The sequence below is a fragment of the Kocuria sp. CPCC 205258 genome, assembly GCF_040981005.1.
Taxonomy (GTDB): domain Bacteria; phylum Actinomycetota; class Actinomycetes; order Actinomycetales; family Micrococcaceae; genus Kocuria; species Kocuria rosea.
In genome coordinates, this window is sequence record NZ_JAVKPS010000003.1 from 144,712 (window position 1) to 164,642 (window position 19,931).

The window sequence follows — 19,931 nt, forward strand, 5'->3', positions numbered from 1 at the left end:
GGTCAGCTCCGTTCCACGAGGTTCAGGGACCGGACGGCCCTCTCCAGGTGCCACTGTACGTAGGTGGCCACGATCCCGGCGGCGGCCCGGGCCGTGCGGGGCTCCACGGCGTCGATCCGCTCCCACGCCCCGGTGAGCAGGGCGGAGAGGTGCTCGACGGTCGCGGGGTCGGGGGCGGCGGCCCCCGGCGGGCGGCAGGCCGGGCAGACGGCGCCGCCGAGCGGGGCCGAGAACGCCTCGTGCGGTCCGGGGGCGCCGCACCGGGCGCAGTCGGTGAAGCTCGGGGCCCACCCGGCCGTGGACACGGCGCGCAGCAGGTAGGAGTCCAGGACGGCCCCGGGTTCGTGCAGCCCGCGGGCCAGGGCGGACAGGGCGCCGACGAGCAGCCGGTACTGCTGGGCCGCGGACTCGTCGTCGTTCTCCGTGAACTTCTCCGCGGCCTCGGTCATCGCCGCGGCGGCGGTGTACTTGGCGTAGTCGGCGGCGATGACCGACCCGTAGCCGCGCTTTCCCAGCGCCTGGGAGACGATGTCGAGGTTGCGACCGGTGACCAGCTGCAGCTCGGCGACGTTGAACGGCTCGAGCCGGGAGCCGAAGCGGGAGGTCGTGCGCCGCACGCCCTTGGCCACGGCCCGGACCTGCCCGTGGTCCCGGGTCAGGAGCACGACGATCCGGTCGGCCTCGCCGAGCTTGTAGGTGCGCAGCACGACGGCGTCGTCCCGGTAGCTGCGTGATGCGAACGTCGTCCTGGCCACCGCATCATTGTCCCACGCGGGGCGGACGGCGCAGGCCGACGGCGCAGCGGGACGGGCCGGGCGGGACGACGACGGCGGGCCGCCCCACGTCCGGGGCGGCCCGCCGTCGCACGGTCCGGTGGGCGCTCAGCCCTGGGCGTCCCGCACGGCCCGGTTGACCGCCGAGACGAGGGCCTTCAGGGACGCGCGGGTGGTGTTCGCGTCGATGCCGACGCCCCACAGGACGCGGTCCCCCACGGCGGCCTCGACGTAGCTGGCCGCCTGGGCGTCGCCGCCGGCCGAGAGGGCGTGCTCGCTGTAGTCGAGCACGCGCACGTCCACGCCCTCGGACGCGAGGATCGTCTGCAGCGCCTCGATGGGGCCGTTGCCCTGCGCCGTGCGGTGGTGCTGGACGCCGTCGACGTCCAGGCCGATCTCGAGGGTGCTCTCCCCGTCCTCCTCGGAGGTCGTGGTGATGTTGGTGATCCGGTACCGGCCCCAGCGCCCGGCGTCCCCGTCCTGGACGGTGGGCAGGTACTCGTCCGCGAACACCTTCCACAGCTCCGCGCCGGAGACCTCCCCGCCGGAGGTGTCGGTGTGCTCCTGCACCACGCGGGAGAACTCGATCTGCGCCCGCCGCGGCAGGTCCAGCCCGTGCTCGTTGGCGAGCAGGTAGGCGACCCCGCCCTTGCCGGACTGCGAGTTCACCCGGATGACGGCCTCGTAGGTGCGGCCCAGGTCCTTGGGGTCGATGGGCAGGTAGGGCACGGCCCACACCAGCTCGTCGACGCCCCGGCCCTGCTCCTGCGCGTCCCGGGCCATCCGGTCGAAGCCCTTCTTGATGGCGTCCTGGTGGGAGCCGGAGAACGCCGTGAACACGAGGTCCCCGCCGTAGGGGGCCCGCTCGGGGACGGGCAGCTGGTTGCAGTACTCCACGGTCCGGCGGATGTCGTCGATGTCGGAGAAGTCGATCTGCGGGTCCACGCCCTGGGTCAGCAGGTTCAGGCCCAGGGTCACCAGGTCCACGTTGCCGGTCCGCTCACCGTTGCCGAACAGGCAGCCCTCGATGCGGTCGGCGCCGGCCAGGTAGCCCAGCTCGGCCGCCGCCACGCCGGTGCCGCGGTCGTTGTGGGGGTGCAGGGAGACCACGGTGGCGTCCCGGTTGTAGAGGTTGCGGCACATCCACTCGATGGAGTCGGCGTAGACGTTGGGGGTGGCCATCTCCACGGTGGCGGGCAGGTTGAGGATCATCTCCCGGTCCCCGCCGATCTCGAAGGTCTCGGCCACGGCGTTGGCGATGCGCGCCGCGAACTCGAGCTCGGTGCCGGTGTAGGACTCCGGGGAGTACTCGTAGGTCACGGACGTGTTCTTCAGCTGCTCCTCGTACTTCAGGCACAGCCGCGCCCCGGTGAGGGCGATGTCCACGATCCCGTCCATGTCCTGGTCGAAGACCACGCGCCGCTGCAGGGTGGAGGTCGCGTTGTAGAGGTGCACGATCGCCTTGTCGGCGCCGTCGATGGCCTCGTAGGTGCGCTCGATGAGGTGCTCACGGGACTGCGTCAGGACCTGGATCGTGACGTCGTCGGGGATCCGGTCCTCCTCGATGAGCCGGCGCACGAAGTCGAAGTCGGTCTGGGAGGCGGAGGGGAACCCGACCTCGATCTCCTTGTAGCCCATCCGCACGAGCAGCTCGAACATCTTGAGCTTGCGGTCGGAGTTCATGGGGTCGATCAGCGCCTGGTTGCCGTCCCGCAGGTCCACGGCGCACCACCGGGGCGCCTCGGTGATCACCCGGTCCGGCCAGGTGCGGTCGGAGAGGTCGAACGGGAACTGCTGCTGGTACGGCACGTACTTGTGGATCGGCATGCCGGAGGGCTGCTGGTAGTTGCGCATGGAAGGGGCCTGTTCTGCTCGAGACGTCTGCGGGTGGCCGGGCATCAGGAACTCCGCAACGGGAGGCCGGCCATGCAGTCGTCGGGTCAGGCCCCGTTGCGGCACGTAAGGAGGAGGAGCGTCCCGGTCCGCATGTGTTCAACCTATCACGGGGCGTCCGGCGCGCCGGGTCGCGTCCTCACCAGTCGCCGGCCGCCTGCTGGCAGGTGTACTGCTCCGCGGTCTGGCCGTTGAGCTCCCCGGGCAGCCCCGCTCCGAGCTCGAGCCGGTCCCCCTCGCGGAAGTCCTGGCCCACCGAGACGAACACCCCCACCACGTCGGTGGTCGGCACGATCTGCGAGGAGGGGACGCCGAGCAGCTCGGCGACCTCGACGGCCGCCTCGTACCAGCCCGCGCCGAAGAAGATCTGCGTGCCCGGCAGCTCGGTGGCCTGCGGGCCGGACTCGACGGCCGTGTAGCCCTCGTCCTCGAGCACGTCGGCGATGTCCGCGTCCCGGCCGTCGACGCCGGAGACGTTGGCGACCGTGAGCGGGACCGTGGCCGGGTCGACCGTGGGGGCTGGGACGGCGGCGTCGGGCGACGGGGTCGCGGAGGAGGTCGGCTCGTCGGCCGGCTCCGCGGAGGGCGACGTGAGCGGCCGGTCCGCGCGCAGCGCCTCGAAGAGGTGCTCGGCCGGGTCCGCGTCGAGCTGGAGCCGGTTGGGGTCCAGCGCGTAGGGCTCGGTGGGCGCCGTCACGAAGACCATGCTGCCCAGGTCGATCCCCCGGACGGCCGTGCCGAGGCCGACCACCGTCGGGACGGAGCCGAGCCCCTCGTCGACGTGCAGGTTGCGGGTGGCGACGTCGGCGATCTCGTAGAGCTTCGGCAGGTCCGACAGCGTCCCCTCGTCCTTGATCTTGCGGGCCATGGACGCGAGGAACGACTGCTGGGAGCGGATCCGGCTCGTGTCCCCGCCGTCGCCGAAGGCGGCGCGGCTGCGCAGGAACGCCAGGGCCTGCTCGCCCTCCACGGAGGAGACGCCGGCGGGCAGCTTCAGCCCCGACTTCGGGTCGTCGACGGCGTCGTTGACGCACACCTCGACGCCGCCCACGGTCGAGGACAGCTCCTTGACGGCGTTGAAGTCGGCGAGCATGAAGTGGTCGATCCTGAGGCCGGTCATCTGGTTGACGGTCGCGACCGTGCACCCGGGGCCGCCGTTGGCGATCGCCGAGTTCAGCATTGCGTCCTCCTCCGCCGGGTGGACCTCGCCGGACTCGGGGTCCGTGCAGCGCGGGATGTCCGCGACCAGGTCGCGCGGCAGGGACACCACGGTCACGCCGCTGCGGTCCTCGCTCACGTGCACCAGCATCATGACGTCGGTCAGGCCGGCGCCGGCGCTGTCCTCGTCGTCGCCGTACCGGTCGTTGCCCTCGCCGTCACGGGTGTCGGTGCCCATCACGAGGATGTCCAGCGGGCCGGCCTCGGGCCCGGTCCCGTCGCCGAGGTCGAGCGGGGAGGTGTCCAGGTTGGACTGCAGCCGCCAGGTCGCGGCCACGCCGGCCCCGAGGACCGCGAGCAGGACGACGACCAGCCCGACGGCGGCCCAGCGCTTCCGGGACCATCGGCGGGCGCGGTGGCGTCCGTGGGCGGCGGGGGGCGTAGAGGACACGGTGACTCTCTCCTGGCAGGCCCCGGGCGCGGGGTCCGGGGTCGGGGGGACGGCGCCCGGCCGGGGCGCCGGGTGTCATGGTAGTCGCCCGCCCCGGGACTCGGGGCGGGCGACGCGGCGGGGTGGGGGCGCGATCCGGGGGCGCGGGGTGGCTCAGAAGCCCAGGCGGGACAGCTGCTTGGGGTCGCGCTGCCACTCCTTGGCGATCTTCACGTGCAGGTCGAGGTAGACCTTCGTGCCCAGCAGCGCCTCGATGGCGATCCGGGACCGGGTGCCGATCTCGCGCAGCCGCGCGCCGCCCTTGCCGATGATGATGGCCTTCTGCGACGACCGCTCGACGTAGACGTTGACCCGCACGTCGAGCAGCGGCCGGTCCGCGGGGCGGCCCTCGCGGGGCACCATCTCCTCGACCACGACCGCGAGGGAGTGCGGCAGCTCGTCCCGCACGCCCTCCAGGGCGGCCTCCCGGACGAGCTCGGCGACCATCGTCATCTCGGGCTCGTCGGTCAGCTCGCCGTCGGGGTACAGGGCCGGGGACTCCGGCATCAGGCCGATGAGCAGCCCGGCGAGGGCGTCGACCTGGAAGCCGTCCACGGCGGAGACGGGGATGACGTCGGCCCAGCCCGGGTCGTCGGCGTCGGGCCGGGGCGCGTGCGCGGCCGCGGAGCGGTGGCGGGGCTTGCGGGCGGCCCGTTCGGCGCGCTCGGCGCGGACCCGGTGCTCGGCCTCCATGACGGAGCGGCCCAGCTCGGTGACCGCCAGCAGCTGCTCGGCGAGCTCGGCGCGGGAGACGGTGTCCGTCTTCGTGACGATCGCCACGACCGGCTTGTTGCCGGAGGCCGCGAGCTGCTGGGCGATGAACCGGTCCCCGGGGCCGATCTTCTCGTCGGCGGGCACGCAGATGCCGATGACGTCGACCTCGGCGAGGGTGTCCGCCACGAGGTCGTTGAGCCGCTCCCCGAGCAGCGTCCGCGGCCGGTGCAGGCCCGGGGTGTCCACGAGCACGAGCTGGCCCTCGGGCCGGTGCACGATGCCCCGGATGGTGTGCCGCGTGGTCTGCGGCCGGCTCGAGGTGATCGCGACCTTCTGCCCGACCAGGGCGTTGGTGAGCGTGGACTTCCCGGCGTTGGGGCGGCCGACCAGCACGGCGAAGCCGGCGCGGAACGGGACCGGCTCCCCGGTGGTGGGCTCGCCGGCCCCGGGGGGCACGGCGGGTGTGGGCTCAGACATGGTGGTGGGTCTCCTCCTCGGACTCCTGGGCGGCGGGCTCCACGGCCGTGGAGCCCGGGGGGACCCAGTCGGGGTCCCGGCGGACCTCGAGCTGGCCCACCCGGTTGCGCCGGCCCTCCAGGGTGACGGCCTCGAGGACGATGCCCTCGACGGTGGCGCGGGAGCCCACGATGGGCACCCGGCCGATGGACTTGGCGAGCAGGCCGCCGGCCGTGTCCACCTCGTCGTCCTCGAGGTCGAGGCCGAACAGGTCGCCCAGGTCCTCGACGCTCAGCCGGGCGGAGATGCGGTAGCGTCCGTCGCCGAGCTCGGCGACCTCGGGCTTCTCGCGGTCGTACTCGTCGACGATCTCGCCGAGCAGCTCCTCGATGAGGTCCTCGAGGGTCACCAGCCCGGCGGTGCCGCCGTACTCGTCGACGACGATCGCCACGTGGATCGACTCGAGCTGCATCTCGCGCAGCAGCTCGTTGACCTTCTTCGACTCGGGCACGTAGCGGACCTCGCGGGCGAGCTCGGAGAGCCCCGTGAGCCGCAGCCCGGTGCCCAGCCGGTGCACCCGCTCCGCGAGGTCCTTCTGGTACAGGATGCCGAGGACGTCGTCGGCGCTCTCGCCGATCACCGGGATGCGGGAGTAGCCGGAGCGGAAGAAGAGGTTCAGGGCGTTGTCCACGGTGTCGTCGTCGTCGACGGAGACCATGTCGGTGCGGGGCACCATGACGGCCCGGACGTTGGTGTCGTCGAGGTCGAAGACCGAGTGCAGCAGCTCCGCCTCGTTGTCCTCGATGAGGGCCTGGCCCGTGGACCGGTCCACGAACTCCAGCAGCTCCTCCTCGGTGAGGTAGCCGGGGGCGATGTTCCCCGCGTCCCGGGTGCCCGAGGAGCCCAGCCGCACGAGCATCCCGGGGACCGGCCCGAGCACGATGCGCAGCAGGCGCACCAGGCCGGCGGTCGCCCGGAGAGTGCCGGCGGCGTGGCTGCGCCCGACCTGGCGCGGGGAGACCCCGGTGAGGACGAAGCCCACGGCGGCCATCACCACGGTGGCCAGGAGACCGGCGAGCCAGACGTCGTCGAGGCCGTCGAACATCGCGAGGGCCACCGCCACGGCGGAGGCCGTCTCGAACCACACGCTCCAGAAGCGCAGGGCCTGCAGGTGCGCGGTGGGCGTGGCCAGGATCCTGGCGGCGGAGGAGTCGGGGGCGTCCCGGGCGATGGCCTCGGCGTCCGCGCGGGGCAGGTAGGTCAGGCCCGTCTCGGCGGCCGTGAGGACGAACGCCGTGCCCAGGAACACGATCGCCGCGACGACCAGGACGGCAGTGGTCATCATGGGGCGCTACTCCATGGTCTCGACCGGCGCGGGCCGGCCGAGGAAGTCGGTGAGCAGGTCCCGCTGGAGGGCGAACATGATCTGCCGCTCCTCGGGCTCGGCGTGGTCGTGCCCCAGCAGGTGCAGGATCCCGTGGGTGGTGAGCAGGCACAGCTCGTCCGCGACGGAGTGACCGCCGGCCTCGGCCTGCCGGCGGGCGACCGGGGGGCACAGCACGATGTCGCCCAGGGTGCCCTCCGCGGGCTCCTCCGGGGTCCCCGGGCGCATCTCGTCCATGGGGAAGGAGAGCACGTCCGTGGGGCCGGGCAGGTCCATCCACTCGACGTGCAGGCGGGCCATCTCGTCCTCGTCGACCACCGCGATGGACAGCTCCGCGTCGGGGTGGACGTGCAGGCGCTCCAGGACGTGGTCCGCGAGCCGGCCCAGCAGCTCGACGTCGACCGCCTCCCAGGCCGCGCGGTCCCCGGCGGGGACGTCCTGCGGGTCGACCTGCAGGTCGAACTCGACGGCCATCAGGCCTCCGCCCCGTCCGCGTCCGGGGCCGCCGGCGCGGCGTCGCGGGCGGCGCGGGCGTCGTCCTTGCGCCGGCGCCGTTCGTTGCGGTGCCGGTTGGTCGTGTCGAAGGCGTCGTAGGCGCTGACGATCCGGCCCACCAGCTCGTGGCGCACCACGTCCTCCGCGGTCATCTCCGTGAACGCGACGTCCGGGACGCCGCTGAGCACGTGCTGGACCTGGCGCAGCCCCGAGGACGCGCTGCCCGGCAGGTCCACCTGGGTGACGTCCCCGGTGACGACCATCTTGGAGCCGAAGCCGAGCCGGGTGAGGAACATCTTCATCTGCTCGGGCGTGGTGTTCTGCGCCTCGTCGAGGATGATGAACGCGTCGTTGAGGGTGCGGCCGCGCATGTAGGCGAGGGGGGCGACCTCGATGGTGCCCGCCTCCAGGAGGCGGGGGATCGAGTCCGGGTCCATCATGTCGTGCAGCGCGTCGTAGAGCGGGCGCAGGTACGGGTCGATCTTCTCGCTGAGCGTCCCGGGCAGGAAGCCCAGCCGCTCCCCCGCCTCCACGGCGGGGCGCGTGAGGATGATCCGGGAGACCTCCTTGGCCTGCAGCGCCTGGACGGCCTTGGCCATGGCCAGGTAGGTCTTGCCGGTGCCGGCGGGACCGATGCCGAAGACCACGGTGTGCTCGTCGATGGCGTCCACGTAGGTCTTCTGGTGCAGCGTCTTGGGGCGGATCTTGCGGCCGCGGCCGGAGAGGATGTTCTGGGTCAGGGCGCCGCTGGGGCGGGCGGTGAGGTCCCTGCCGATCAGCTCGAGCAGCTGGGTGATGACCTGGGGGGTGACCGCGGTCTCGCGGCCGGCCAGGACCTTCAGCTCGTCGAAGAGGGTGGCGACGATCTGCACGGGCCCGCTGGGGCCCTCGATGCCGAGCTCGAGACCGCGCGGGCTGGTCGTGAGGCCGGGGAACGCCGTCTCCACCTGGCGCAGGGTGTCGTCCCCGGAGCCGAGGCACCGGACCATCGTCTCGCGGTCGGGGAAGGTGATGACGGTGCGGGCCGTCAGGGGGTGCGTGGTGCCGGGCAGCGTCTCAGTCATGGGTCCGGCCGCGCGGGCCGTGCTCTCGCTCTCTCGTGGGTCGCCGTGGTAGGGGCGGCGGACGGGACTCGTCCTCTCCCCAGGGTACCGCGCGGCTCCGGCGCCGGAGCTCGCCGGCCGCACATTGCGATTTGGTATCGGTCACGCCCGCCGGGGCTCCTCGGCTGGGGGCGTCCACGGGCCCTGTGCTGGAATGGTTCGGTCCTCCGGCAGGGGGACGGGTGCGGCCTCCCCCGGTGCCGGCACCGCCCCCCACCCGATCCCGGAAAGCCGAGGTGCGCGTCCCCCCATGGCCACTGCCCGCTCCCGGCCCCGGTCCGCCCGCGGCCGGCTCCCCGTGCTCGCCCTGTCCGCCGTGGGCGCCCTGGTCCTCGGGGCGTGCGGCACCGGCCCGGAGCCCGCCCTCGAGGGCACGGTCAGCGCGTCGGGCGCCGCGCCGGCCTCGTCCACCACGGCGAGCACCGCGGACGGCCGGGTGGCCACCACGAAGCTGCCCGTCTACTGGGTGGGCCGAGCGGACGGCGAGGAGCGGCTGTTCCGCGAGTTCCGGGACGCCTCCGAGGCGGCCGCGGCCGTGGACCCCATCGCGGCGGCGGCGGCGCTGATGACCGGGGCGACCCCGGAGGACCCGGACTACCGGACGCTGTGGTCCCCGGTGGACCGGGTGGGCGCCTCGACGTCCCCGGGCGGGACCATCACCGTGGACCTGCCGTCCGAGGCCTTCCGCACGGACCTGGACGACCGCGAGGTTCGGCTGGCCCTCCAGCAGCTCGCGCACACCGTGACCGCCACGGCGGCCACGGCGGGCCTGCTGCCGGAGGGCTCCGCGGCCGAGGTCGTGGTGCTCGTGGACGGCCGGCCCGACGAGGAGGTCTTCGGCTCCGTGCGCCTCGACGGCCCCCTCCGCCCCGACGAGGCGCTGGAGGCCCCGCTCTGGCTCGACGAGCCCCGGCAGGACGAGCGGTCCGAGGGGACCCTCACCCTCTCGGGACGCGCGCTGGACGAGGTGCGGGACTGCCGGTGGACCGTGGCCGGACCCGACGGGGAGCGCGTCTCGAGCGGCGCGGCGGACGAGGTCCCGCGGGGCGACGGGACCGCCGGGTTCCGGGCCGAGCTCGAGCTGGAGCCGGGCCCCTACGTGGTGACGGTCGTCGGGCGGGACGCCGAGGGCGGGACCGTGCGCGACGACAAGGACGTGGAGGTCGTCCCCGGCTGAACCGGCCGCCCGGGATTCAGGAGGTCCCGGACGCCCAGCGGCCGAGCGCGGCGCTGAGCACCGCCAGCGCGGCCGGTCCCGCCGTGGAGCTGCGCAGCACCTCCGGGCCGAGCCGGACCGCGAGGGCTCCCGCCCCGGCCAGGACCTCGAGCTCCGCCGGCGCGACGCCCCCCTCGGGGCCCACCACCAGGACGATCCGCTCGGTCCCCGCCCACGGGGCGCCGGCGGCGCCGGCCAGGTCGGCGAGGGAGTCGTGCGCCTCCTCGTGCAGGACGAGGCCGCGGGTCCCCGGCTCCCCGAGCAGGCGGGCGAGCTCGCGGGTGGTGGACAGGGGCAGCACCTCGGGCCAGGCGGCCCGCCGCGACTGCTTGGCGGCCGCCGCGACGGTGTGCACCCACTTCTCGTGGCTCTTGGCGGCGCGCTCCTTCTTCCACCGCACGATCGAGCGGTCGGCCTGCCAGGGCACCACGGCGTCGACGCCCAGCTCGGTGGCCGTCTCCACGGCCAGCAGGTCCCGGTCGCCCTTCGCGAGGGCCTGGGCGAGGACCAGCCGGGGCGTGCGGGCGGGCTCGGTGGTCACCGAGACCACGCCGACCTCCATGCTGTCCCGGTCCCCCGCGCGCAGCTCCCCGGTGGCCCGGGTCCCCGCGCCGTCGACGAGCTCGAGCCGCTCACCGGGCACGAGCCGGCGCACGGTGACGGCGTGCCGGGCCTCCGGGCCGGTGACGGTGAGCGCCGCCCCGGGGCCGAGACCGGCGAGCCGGCCCGGCTCGACCTTGAAGACCGGCAGGCTCACAGGTCGGAGAACCGGTCCTTGAGCCGGGAGAAGAAGCCGCCGGAGCCGGCCGGGGAGTTCAGGGTGGTGCCGGTGGACTGGTCCTCGCCGCGCAGCCGGGACAGCTGCTCGAGCAGCTCGCGCTGCTCGTCGTCGAGCGCCGTGGGGGTCTCGACCTCGAGGTGGACGAACAGCTCGCCCCGGCCGCCGCCGCGCAGCCGGGTGGCCCCGAGCTCGTGCAGGGTCACGGTGTGGCCGGTCTGCGTGCCGGGGGCGACGGGCACCTCGCGCTCGCCGTCGAAGGTCTCGAGGGTCACGGTGGTGCCGAGGGCCGCGGAGGTCATGGGCACCCGGACGCGGGCGTGCAGGTCGTCGCCCTGGCGCTCGAACGTGGGGTCGGGATCGACCTTGAGCTCGACGTAGAGGTCGCCGTTCGGCCCGCCGGCGGTGCCGGCCTCGCCCTGACCCGAGAGGCGGATCCGGTTGCCGGTCGAGACGCCGGCGGGGATCTTGACGGTCAGCGGGCGGCGGTCGCGCACGCGGCCCTCGCCGTAGCACTCGTGGCACGGGTGCTTGATGACCGTGCCGAAGCCCTGGCAGGTGGCGCACGGCGCCGCCGTGACCACGGTGCCGAGGATCGACTGGACCTGGCGCTGCACCTGGCCGGATCCGTGGCAGACGTCGCAGGTCTCGGGCTGGGTGCCCGCCTGGCAGCAGGTGCCGTCGCAGGTGGGGCAGACCACGGCGGTGTCCACGGTGATCTTCTTCTCCGTGCCGAAGACCGCGTCCCGGAGGGTGACCCGGACGTTGATCAGGGCGTCCTGGCCCTGGCGGGTGCGGGAGGCGGGTCCGCGCCGGCCGGAGCCGGCGCCGCCGGCGCCCTGGAAGAAGGTGTCGAAGATGTCGGCGAAGCCGAACCCCGTGCCGGGGAAGCCCCCGCCGAAGCCGGTGTCGGTGCCGTTCTCGTTGCCGGTCGCGTCGTAGACGCGCCGCTTCTCGGGGTCGGAGAGGACGTCGTTGGCGTGGGAGAGGCGCTTGAAGTCCTCGGCGGCCTCCGGGCCGGGGTTGACGTCGGGGTGCAGCCGGCGGGCCTTCTTGCGGTAGGCCTTCTTGATCTCTTCCTGGCTGGCGTCCCGGGACACGCCCAGGGTCTCGTAGTGATCGCTCACCGTGGTCCGTTCTGTCGAGAGGTCTGTGGTGGGTTTCGCTGGTGGGCCCCGGGGGACGGGGCCCGCGGGGGCTCAGCCCCCGAGGATACGGGAGAGGTAGCGGGCGACGGCGCGCACGGCGGCCATCGTGGACGGGTAGTCCATGCGCATGGGGCCCACGACCCCCACCTTGGACTGCGGCCCGTAGCCGGTGGCGACGACGGCGGCCTCGGACAGGGGGCCCTCGGCGTTCTCCGTGCCGATCCGCACGGCCACCCCGCGGGCGTCCTGCTCCATCTCGGAGAGCAGCCGGAGCATCACCACCTGCTCCTCGAGGGCCTCGAGGACCGGGCCGATGCTCAGGTGGAAGTCCCCGGTGGAGCGGGCGAGGTTGGCGGTGCCGGCCATGACCATGCGGTGCTCGGCCCCGCCCGCCGCGAGGGCGCCGACGGCCTCCGCCACGGCGGCGGCGGCCGGCTGCAGCGGCGGGGCGGTGGCCGCGGTCATCACGGCGAGGGCGTCCGGCACCGCGGTCAGGGAGCGCCCGACCACGGCGGCCAGCACCCGGGCGCGCAGCTCGAGCAGCTGGGACTCCTCGAGCGGCGCCCGCAGCACGGCGACGCGCTGCGCCACCCGGCCGTTGGTCGGGATGAGCACCACCAGCACCCGGCCGGCGCCGAGGTCCACGACCTCGACGTGGCGCACGGTGACCCCGGAGGCGTGCGGGTACTGCACGACCGCGACCTGCTGGGTGAGCTGCGCGAGCAGCCGCACGGTGCGCTCCATGACGTCGTCGATGTCCGCGGCGTCGTCCAGCAGCCGCTGGATGGCCCGCCGTTCCGGGCCCGAGAGCGGCTTGACGGCCGCGATCTGGTCGACGAACGTGCGGTAGCCCTTGTCCGTGGGGATCCGGCCCGAGCTCGTGTGAGGGGCTGTGATCAGGCCCTCCTCCTCGAGCGCGGCCATGTCGTTGCGCACGGTGGCCGAGGAGACGCCGAGCCGGTGCCGGTCCACGAGGGCCTTGGAGCCGACCGGCTCGCGGAAGTGCACGTAGTCCTCCACGATGGCCTGCAGGATCTGCAGTCGTCTCGGATGGTTCACGTCGCTCCTCCCCGGTTCGTCCACGCCCCCGAAGATGCCCTGGCACTCGGGTGGCCACAGTGCCAACGGCGTCCAGTGTAGCCCCCGTGTCCGACGGCCGGTCGCCCCCGCGGTTTGGTACGCTTCCGGCTGATCCGCGCCGGACGCGCGGCACCGCGACCCGGGAGGACGACCATGAGCCACCACGGCTGGGGGCCGCGCAGCCTCGACGACGACGCCCTCGCCCGCCGCCGGCCGGTCTCCGCGGAGGTCCCGGTCGCCCCGGGGATGCTCCTGGAGGACGTCACGACCGGCTGGGTCGGCGCGGTCGTGTCCCTGGAGACCATCGGCGGGATGCGCGTGCTGGGGCTCGAGGACCGGAGGGGGCGGGTCAAGGCGTTCCCCCTGGGACCGGGGTTCCTGCTCGAGGGCGAGCCCGTGGTCGTCGTCGAGCCCCGCCGGGCCCCCGCGGCGCGCAAGCCCTCCCGCACGCGCTCGGGCTCCGTGGCCGTCGAGGGGCTGCGCGCGAGCACCGCGAAGGCCTCCCGGGTGTGGGTCGAGGGCTACCACGACGCCGAGCTGGTGGCCAAGGTGTGGGGCCACGACCTGGCGGTCGAGGGCATCGTCGTGGAGCCCCTGCACGGCATCGACGACCTGCCCGCCGCCGTGCGGGAGTTCGGGCCGGGCCCCGGGCGGCGGCTCGGCATCCTCGTCGACCACCTCGTGGCCGGCTCCAAGGAGTCGAGGATCGCCGCGGAGACCATGCGCCTGCCCGGCGCCGCGGGCAACGTCCTGGTGCTGGGCCACCCCTACGTCGACATCTGGCAGGCGGTCAGGCCGCGCACCCTCGGCATCGACGCCTGGCCGGTGGTCCCGCGCGGCACGGACTGGAAGACCGGCACCGCCGCCGCCCTCGGGTGGCCGCACCGCACCCCCGGCGACCTCGGCCGGGCCTGGCAGCACATCCTGTCCCGCGTGGACAGCTACGCCGACCTCGAGCCGTCCCTGCTGGGCCGGGTCGAGGAGCTCATCGACTTCCTCACCGCCCCCGGCGCCTGACCCGCCGCCCCCGCGCACGGGCAACGCCCAGCAGATCGTCACAAAGGCACACGGGCGCGGGGCCGAGCCTCCGCCCTCCGGGCCGGTCGGTAGGATGGTCGTGTCCCACCCACCCTCCGCGGCCCTGCCGCGGTCCCACCGCCGAAGGACATCCGTGCCCGTGCAGACCGACCCCCGATCGAGCCGCGACAACGCCGGGGCCCCGTTCGAGGGCCTCTCCCCCGTGGCCCAGCCGCTGACCGTCACCGAGGACCACCAGTGGGCGACCCTGGCACACTTCGGCGGCGTCATCGGCTTCCTCCCCTCGTTCCTCGTCCACCGCGTCTTCCGCGGGCGCGGCCCGTTCACGGAGCAGGAGTCGATGGAGGCCATGAACTTCACGCTGCTGCCGACCCTGGTGGTGGTCACCGGGATCCTGCTCGCCCCGGTGCCGTTCATCGGCTGGTTCTTCGCGCTCGCCGCCGCCGCCGCGTGGCTGCTGCTCGCCGTCGGCTCCCTGATCGGCGGGGTCCGGGTCAACCGCGGCGAACCGCACCTCTACCGCTTCAACACCCGGCTCTACGACCGGCTCGTCGAGCGCCTCCGCGAGCGGTCCCGGGGGCGCGCCGCGCGCGGCTGACGCCGGTCCGCGCCGGGGACGTCCCTGACGGACGCATCCGTTCCCGGCGGGTGCGTCCGTTCCTCGTGCGGCCGCCCCGGCCGGGGTGACCCGTCAGGCGAGCAGCCGCCGCACCACGGCGTCGCCGAGGAGGCGGCCCCGCAGGGTCAGCACCAGCGAGCCGCGCAGCGCCGCCGCGGGCTCCACCAGCCCGTCGGCGATCAGCCCGGCCACCGCGGTCCGCCCGCCGCCGGCCAGGGCGGTCGTGGGCAGGCCGTCGCGGATCCTGGCCTCCAGCATCACCCGCTCGAGGTGGCGGGTGTCCGCGTCGAGGATCTCGCGCCCGGCCGCCGGCGACTGCCGGGCCCGCACCCGGTTCGTGTAGGGCACGGGGTGCTTGAGGTTCCACCAGCGCGTCCCGCCCACGTGCGAGTGCGCCCCGGGGCCGATCCCCCACCAGTCCTGGTTGCGCCAGTAGGCGAGGTTGTGCCGGCTGCGGTGGGCGCCGGCGTCCGCGCCCTCGGCGGGCCGGGCCCAGTTGCTCACCTCGTACCACTCGAAGCCGGCCTCGGCGAGGACCCGGTCCGCGAGCTTGTACTTGTCGGCCTGGTCGTCCTCGTCGATCGGCGGGACCTCCCCGCGCCGCATCCGCGCCGCGAGCTTCGTGCCGTCCTCGATGATCAGCGAGTACGCGGAGACGTGGTCGGGCTCGTAGCCCACCGCCGTGCGCACCGAGTGCTCCCAGTCGGCCAGGGACTCCCCCGGGGTGCCGTAGATGAGGTCCACGCTGACGCCCAGGCCGGCCTCGCGCGCCCACCGCACGGCCCGCGGCACGTTGTCCGGGTCGTGCGTGCGGTCCAGGACGGCGAGCACGTGCGGGACGGCCGACTGCATCCCGAAGGACACCCGGGTCACCCCCGCCGCCGCGAGCACCGCGAGGGACTCCGGCGTCACGGAGTCCGGGTTGGCCTCGGTGGTCACCTCCGCGCCCGCCGCGAGCCCGAAGCTCTCCGCGGCCTGCGCCAGGACCGCGGCGAGGTCCTCGGCGGGCAGCAGCGTGGGGGTGCCGCCGCCGAAGAACACGCTGTGCAGCGGGCGGGGGGCCACCCCGGAGTCCTCCAGCACCCGGCGCGCCCAGTGGACCTCCGCCGCGGCGTCCCCGGCGTAGGCGTCCTGGGACACCCCCGCCCCGAGCTCCACGGCCGTGTAGGTGTTGAAGTCGCAGTAGCCGCACCGGACCGCGCAGAACGGCACGTGCACGTAGAGGCTGAGCGTGCGGTCGGCGGAGCCCACCGCGGCGGAGGGCGGCAGCAGTCCGTCGAGCGGGCCCGGCAGGCCCTCCGGCTGGGCGGGGGCCACTACTTCTTCTTGTCCTTCGCCCCGGACTCGTCGGAGGACAGCGCCGCGACGAACGCCTCCTGGGGGACCTCCACCCGGCCGACCATCTTCATCCGCTTCTTGCCCTCCTTCTGCTTCTCGAGCAGCTTGCGCTTGCGCGAGATGTCGCCGCCGTAGCACTTGGAGAGCACGTCCTTGCGGATCGCCCGGATGTTCTCGCGGGCGATCACCCGGGAGCCGATGGCCGCCTGGATGGGCACCTCGAACTGCTGCCGCGGGATGAGCTCGCGCAGCTTGCCGGTCATCATCACCCCGTAGGCGTACGCCTTGTCCCGGTGGGTGATCGCGCTGAAGGCGTCCACCGGCTCGCCCTGCAGGAGGATGTCGACCTTCACGAGGTCCGCGGCCTCCTCGCCCTCGGCCTTCCAGTCCAGGGACGCGTAGCCCTTGGTGCGGGACTTGAGCTGGTCGAAGAAGTCGAAGACGATCTCGGCCAGGGGCAGCCGGTAGCGCAGCTCCACCCGGTCCTCGGAGAGGTAGTCCATGCCCTTGAGCTGACCGCGCTTGGACTGGCACAGCTCCATGATCGCGCCGATGAACTCGGACGGGGCCAGCACCGTCGCGGCCACCATGGGCTCGCGGATCTCGGCGATCTTCCCCTCGGGGAACTCGGAGGGGTTCGTGACCGCGCGCTCGGAGCGGTCCTCGAGGGTGACGTTGTAGCTCACGGAGGGCGCCGTGGAGATCAGGTCCAGGTTGAACTCGCGCTCGAGGCGCTCCCGGACGATCTCGAGGTGGAGCAGGCCCAGGAACCCGCACCGGAAGCCGAAGCCCAGGGCCGCGGAGTTCTCGGGCTCGTAGACCAGGGCGGCGTCGTTGAGCTGGAGCTTGTCCAGGGCGTCGCGCAGGACCGGGTAGTCGGAGCCGTCGATGGGGAACAGCCCCGAGAAGACCATCGGCTTGGGGTCCTCGTAGCCGCCCAGGTTCTCGGCCGCCGGCCGCTGGTGGTTGGTCACGGTGTCCCCCACCCGGGACTGGCGCACGTCCTTGACCCCGGTGATGAGGTAGCCCACCTCGCCCACGCCGAGCCCCTCTGTGGGCTTCGGCTCGGGCGAGATGACCCCGATCTCCAGCAGCTCGTGCTGCGCGCCGGTGGACATCATCCGGATCCGCTCCCGCGGGGTCAGCTTGCCGTCGACCACGCGGATGTAGGTGACCACGCCGCGGTAGGTGTCGTAGACGGAGTCGAAGATCATGGCCCGCGAGGGCGCGTCCGCGGCCCCCTGCGGGGCGGGGACCAGCTCCACGATCCGGTCGAGCAGCGCCTCGACGCCCTCACCGGTCTTCCCGGAGACCCGCAGCACGTCCTCGGGGTCCACGCCGATGAGGTTGCCGAGCTCCTGGGCGTACTTCTCCGGCTGGGCCGCGGGCAGGTCGATCTTGTTCAGCACCGGGATGATCGTGAGGTCGTTCTCCATGGCCAGGTACAGGTTCGCCAGGGTCTGCGCCTCGATGCCCTGCGCGGCGTCCACCAGCAGCAGCGCGCCCTCGCAGGCGGCCAGGGAGCGGGAGACCTCGTAGGTGAAGTCCACGTGCCCCGGGGTGTCGATCATGTTCAGCGCGTAGTCCGTGCCCCCCACGTTCCAGGGCATCCGCACCGCCTGGGACTTGATGGTGATGCCGCGCTCGCGCTCGATGTCCATCCGGTCCAGGTACTGGGCCTTCATCTCCCGCGTGGTGACCACGCCGGTGGCCTGCAGCATCCGGTCCGCGAGCGTGGACTTCCCGTGGTCGATGTGGGCGATGATGCAGAAGTTTCGGAGGATCGACGGGTCGGTCGAGGCGGGAACCGGGGCATTGACGGCCAGCGGTGACACGGGCGGTCCTTTCTCCGGGAGAACGTCGCTTCCGGCAGGTCCTGGGGCTACCGGCGGGTGGACCGCGCCGGGGATTCAACTGTCCAGTTTCCCACGTTCGGTCATGGAGAGCCATTTCGGCCCGCGGGGGCCCCGGCCGCGCCGGAGGGCCCCTGGCTAGAGTGGTCGCATGAAGCTCAACCTCGGCACCCTGGCCCGGCTCGCCGCCCGCGCCGTGGACGCCTACCAGCGCTCCGGGCGGCGCCGCCCGGAGCCCTCCCGGCCGGGCCGGCGCACCGCCTCGCCGTCCGCGCGGCCCCGGTCCACCGTGCCGTCCCGGGCCGGCGACGGCCGCCCCGCGGGGCTCTCCCGCCCCTACCCCGGGGACTGGACGGGTCCGGTGCGGCCCGTCTACCGGCCGCTGTCCGACGGCGAGGCCGACCCCGGCGAGATCGTGTGGACCTGGGTGCCCTTCGAAGAGGACCACCGCCGCGGCAAGGACCGGCCCGTGCTGGTCGTGGACCGGGCCGGGGACCACCTGCTGTGCCTGATGCTCACCTCCCGGGACCGCAGCAATGGGCTGGAGCAGGACCCGGACTACGTGGACGTCGGGACGGGGCCGTGGGACCCGCGGGGCCGGCCGTCCGAGGTCAAGCTCGACCGCGTGGTCCAGGTGCTGCCCGCCGACGTCCGGCGCGAGGGCGCGGTCCTGCCCGAGCCCCTCTTCGACCGGGTGGCCGGGCGGCTCCACGGCCTGCGCGGCTGAGCGGGCGGCCCGGGACGGCCCGTGTCGGCGCCGCCCGGCGGCGGGGCGCGGTCTGCTAGACTTTTCTGCTGTGTGTCCGCGCTGGTCGTCGGGCACTGCAGGACGGTCGCCACACGGGCGTCCCCACTCCCACTCAGTCACATGGCTGTCCTGTTTGCCCTCACTGACCGAATTCCGCACCCATCGCCAAGGAGTTATACGTGGCCAACATCAAGTCCCAGAAGAAGCGCAACCTCACCAACGAGAAGTCGCGCCTGCGCAACAACGCGTACAAGTCCGAGCTGAAGACGCTGGTCCGCCGCGTCGACGAGGCCGTCGGCGCCTCCGACAAGGAGACCGCCCAGGACGCCCTGCGCGTCGTCTCCCGCAAGCTCGACAAGGCCGTCAGCAAGGGCGTCCTGCACAAGAACAACGCGGCCAACAAGAAGTCCGGCCTGGCCAAGCTGGTCGCCAAGATCTGATCCCGGTTCCCCGCGGACCGCGCCCGCCGCTCCGGCGGGCCGCACGGAGGCCCCGTCCCGCTCAGGGACGGGGCCTCCGTCGTCCCCCGGGCCCGTCCGGCCCGGGGACCGCCGCTCAGCGGCGGCCGGACAGGGCGATGGTGGTGATCGCCCGCTCCACCGCGTAGGCGGGGTCCCGCCCCTCGCCCTTGACCTGGGCGTCGGCCTCGGCCAGCGCCCGCAGCGCCCGCACGAGGTCCTCCTCGGAGAAGCGCCGCGACTCCTCCTGCGCCCGCTCCACCATCCACGGGGCCGCCCCGATCCGCTGGGCGAGCTGACCCGCACCACCGCGGGTCCCGTGCACCTGGGCGATCGTGCGCAGCTTCGCGGCCAGCGCCCCGACCATCGGGACGGGGTCCACCCCGGTGTCGAGGGCCTGGCGCCACAGCTTGAGGGCGCTCTCGGCGCGTCCGGCCAGCGCGGCGTCCGCGACCTTGAACGCGGTGGCCTCCACGCGCCCGCCGTAGTACTTCTCCACGTCGTCGAAGCTGATGCTCTCGGGCCCGTCGGACAGCAGCTGGGCGCACGCGGCGGCCAGCTCGGCCGTGCTGCTGCCCACGGCGGCGGCGAGCGCGCGGGCGGCGTCGGGGTCGATGCGGCGCCGGTGGGTGCGGAACTCGGTGACGATGAAGTCGGTCTTGTCGCGGTCGTTCTTGAGGGGCTTGCACTCCACGACGGCGGCGCCGGCGGCCTTGAGGGCGTCGAGGAGCTTCTTGCCGCGGTTGCCGCCGCTGTGCTCCCAGAGCACGACGACGTCCGGGTCGGGGGCCTGGACGTAGGCGAGGCCGTCGGCGAGGCAGTCGTCGTTCATGGCGGCGAGATTGCTGACGTGGATGAGTTTCGCGTCGTCGAACAGGGAGGGGCTGGCGAGCGCGGCGAGCTGTCCGGGCGCGTAGGCGGCGGCGTCGACGGTGGAGAGCTCGACGGGGCCGCGCCGGTCCTTGAGGGCGGTGCGGACGCGGTCGCGGGCGCGGGCGGCGAGGTAGTCCTCGGGGCCGGTGAGCAGGATGAGCGGGGTGGGCTCGACGTCGCGCCAGGTGGGTCCGGCGGTGGGTGCGGGGCGCCTCGGTGGGGTCATGGCCGCGTCCTCCTGTGGTGGCGGCCGGACGGGGCCGCCTGCTGGGTGGGGTGGTCACCAGCTTCCCACGTCCGGGCGACATGTGGTGGC

The 19,931-nt window shown here is 73.8% G+C and carries 18 protein-coding genes; 5 read left to right on the top strand and 13 right to left on the bottom strand.

Annotation, left to right across the window (positions count from 1 at the left end; all coding sequences use genetic code 11):
* Positions 1 to 2 precede the first annotated feature (2 nt).
* The 7 genes from recO to RF644_RS06630 form a co-directional block, all read right to left on the bottom strand.
* Positions 3 to 755, bottom strand: coding sequence for a DNA repair protein RecO (recO, locus tag RF644_RS06600; protein WP_017833984.1), 753 nt, complete (start codon positions 753 to 755; stop codon positions 3 to 5).
* A gap of 126 nt (positions 756 to 881) precedes the next feature.
* A complete protein-coding gene (leuA, locus tag RF644_RS06605; RefSeq protein ID WP_017833983.1) occupies positions 882 to 2,627 on the bottom strand; it encodes a 2-isopropylmalate synthase in 1,746 nt (581 codons plus the stop codon).
* Positions 2,628 to 2,805: 178 nt separating this feature from the next.
* Entirely contained in the window at positions 2,806 to 4,275 is a 1,470-nt protein-coding gene (locus RF644_RS06610) for an LCP family protein (RefSeq protein ID WP_368795921.1), read from the bottom strand.
* A gap of 153 nt (positions 4,276 to 4,428) precedes the next feature.
* On the bottom strand, positions 4,429 to 5,505 hold the full coding sequence (locus RF644_RS06615) for a GTPase Era (protein WP_368795922.1): 1,077 nt from the start codon (positions 5,503 to 5,505) through the stop codon (positions 4,429 to 4,431).
* Positions 5,498 to 6,829 (bottom strand): hemolysin family protein, encoded by a 1,332-nt coding sequence (locus RF644_RS06620; protein WP_368795923.1) that lies wholly within the window; start codon positions 6,827 to 6,829, stop codon positions 5,498 to 5,500. Before RF644_RS06620 ends, RF644_RS06615 begins: the two co-directional genes overlap by 8 nt.
* A gap of 6 nt (positions 6,830 to 6,835) precedes the next feature.
* The gene (ybeY, locus tag RF644_RS06625) at positions 6,836 to 7,342 is read right to left on the bottom strand and encodes an rRNA maturation RNase YbeY (protein ID WP_109222625.1); all 507 of its coding nucleotides are present in this window, start codon (positions 7,340 to 7,342) and stop codon (positions 6,836 to 6,838) included.
* Positions 7,342 to 8,427, bottom strand: a complete 1,086-nt coding sequence (locus RF644_RS06630) for a PhoH family protein (protein WP_017833978.1) — start codon at positions 8,425 to 8,427, stop codon at positions 7,342 to 7,344. The genes ybeY and RF644_RS06630 overlap by 1 nt, the downstream gene beginning before the upstream one ends.
* 289 nt (positions 8,428 to 8,716) lie before the next feature.
* Between RF644_RS06630 and RF644_RS06635 the strand changes: the two genes are divergently transcribed.
* On the top strand, positions 8,717 to 9,643 hold the full coding sequence (locus RF644_RS06635; protein WP_368795924.1) for a GerMN domain-containing protein: 927 nt from the start codon (positions 8,717 to 8,719) through the stop codon (positions 9,641 to 9,643).
* Between the two features lie 16 nt (positions 9,644 to 9,659).
* On the opposite strand, the gene RF644_RS06640 is transcribed toward RF644_RS06635, so the two are convergent.
* The 3 genes from RF644_RS06640 to hrcA all read right to left on the bottom strand — a co-directional run bounded on the left by RF644_RS06640 (position 9,660) and on the right by hrcA (position 12,667).
* Entirely contained in the window at positions 9,660 to 10,439 is a 780-nt protein-coding gene (locus tag RF644_RS06640) for a 16S rRNA (uracil(1498)-N(3))-methyltransferase (protein ID WP_368795925.1), read from the bottom strand.
* On the bottom strand, positions 10,436 to 11,587 hold the full coding sequence (gene dnaJ / locus RF644_RS06645) for a molecular chaperone DnaJ (protein ID WP_017833975.1): 1,152 nt from the start codon (positions 11,585 to 11,587) through the stop codon (positions 10,436 to 10,438). Before dnaJ ends, RF644_RS06640 begins: the two co-directional genes overlap by 4 nt.
* A 72-nt stretch (positions 11,588 to 11,659) precedes the next feature.
* Complete coding sequence (hrcA, locus tag RF644_RS06650) at positions 11,660 to 12,667, bottom strand: heat-inducible transcriptional repressor HrcA (protein WP_095651078.1); 1,008 nt, start codon at positions 12,665 to 12,667, stop codon at positions 11,660 to 11,662.
* Between the two features lie 174 nt (positions 12,668 to 12,841).
* On the opposite strand from hrcA, the gene RF644_RS06655 reads away from it, so the two are divergent.
* Positions 12,842 to 13,705 carry a DUF3097 domain-containing protein gene (locus tag RF644_RS06655; RefSeq protein WP_017833973.1) on the top strand — a complete coding sequence of 288 codons (864 nt, stop codon included), beginning with the start codon at positions 12,842 to 12,844 and terminating at the stop codon, positions 13,703 to 13,705.
* 154 nt (positions 13,706 to 13,859) lie between these two features.
* A complete protein-coding gene (locus tag RF644_RS06660; RefSeq protein ID WP_017833972.1) occupies positions 13,860 to 14,324 on the top strand; it encodes a DUF4870 domain-containing protein in 465 nt (154 codons plus the stop codon).
* Between the two features lie 93 nt (positions 14,325 to 14,417).
* Here the strand turns inward: RF644_RS06660 and hemW are convergent, their stop codons facing one another.
* Both hemW and lepA read right to left on the bottom strand, forming a co-directional pair.
* On the bottom strand, positions 14,418 to 15,662 hold the full coding sequence (gene hemW, locus RF644_RS06665; protein ID WP_368795926.1) for a radical SAM family heme chaperone HemW: 1,245 nt from the start codon (positions 15,660 to 15,662) through the stop codon (positions 14,418 to 14,420).
* Positions 15,662 to 17,518, bottom strand: a complete 1,857-nt coding sequence (gene lepA, locus RF644_RS06670) for a translation elongation factor 4 (RefSeq protein WP_368795927.1) — start codon at positions 17,516 to 17,518, stop codon at positions 15,662 to 15,664. Before lepA ends, hemW begins: the two co-directional genes overlap by 1 nt.
* Before the next feature lie 169 nt (positions 17,519 to 17,687).
* Between lepA and RF644_RS06675 the strand changes: the two genes are divergently transcribed.
* Both RF644_RS06675 and rpsT read left to right on the top strand, forming a co-directional pair.
* Positions 17,688 to 18,263 (top strand): type II toxin-antitoxin system PemK/MazF family toxin, encoded by a 576-nt coding sequence (locus RF644_RS06675; RefSeq protein ID WP_368795928.1) that lies wholly within the window; start codon positions 17,688 to 17,690, stop codon positions 18,261 to 18,263.
* 200 nt (positions 18,264 to 18,463) lie between these two features.
* The gene (gene rpsT / locus RF644_RS06680; protein WP_017833968.1) at positions 18,464 to 18,724 is read left to right on the top strand and encodes a 30S ribosomal protein S20; all 261 of its coding nucleotides are present in this window, start codon (positions 18,464 to 18,466) and stop codon (positions 18,722 to 18,724) included.
* Positions 18,725 to 18,839: 115 nt separating this feature from the next.
* Here rpsT and holA read toward each other — a convergent pair whose 3' ends face one another.
* Entirely contained in the window at positions 18,840 to 19,841 is a 1,002-nt protein-coding gene (gene holA / locus RF644_RS06685) for a DNA polymerase III subunit delta (protein ID WP_017833967.1), read from the bottom strand.
* Between the last annotated feature and the right edge of the window lie 90 nt (positions 19,842 to 19,931).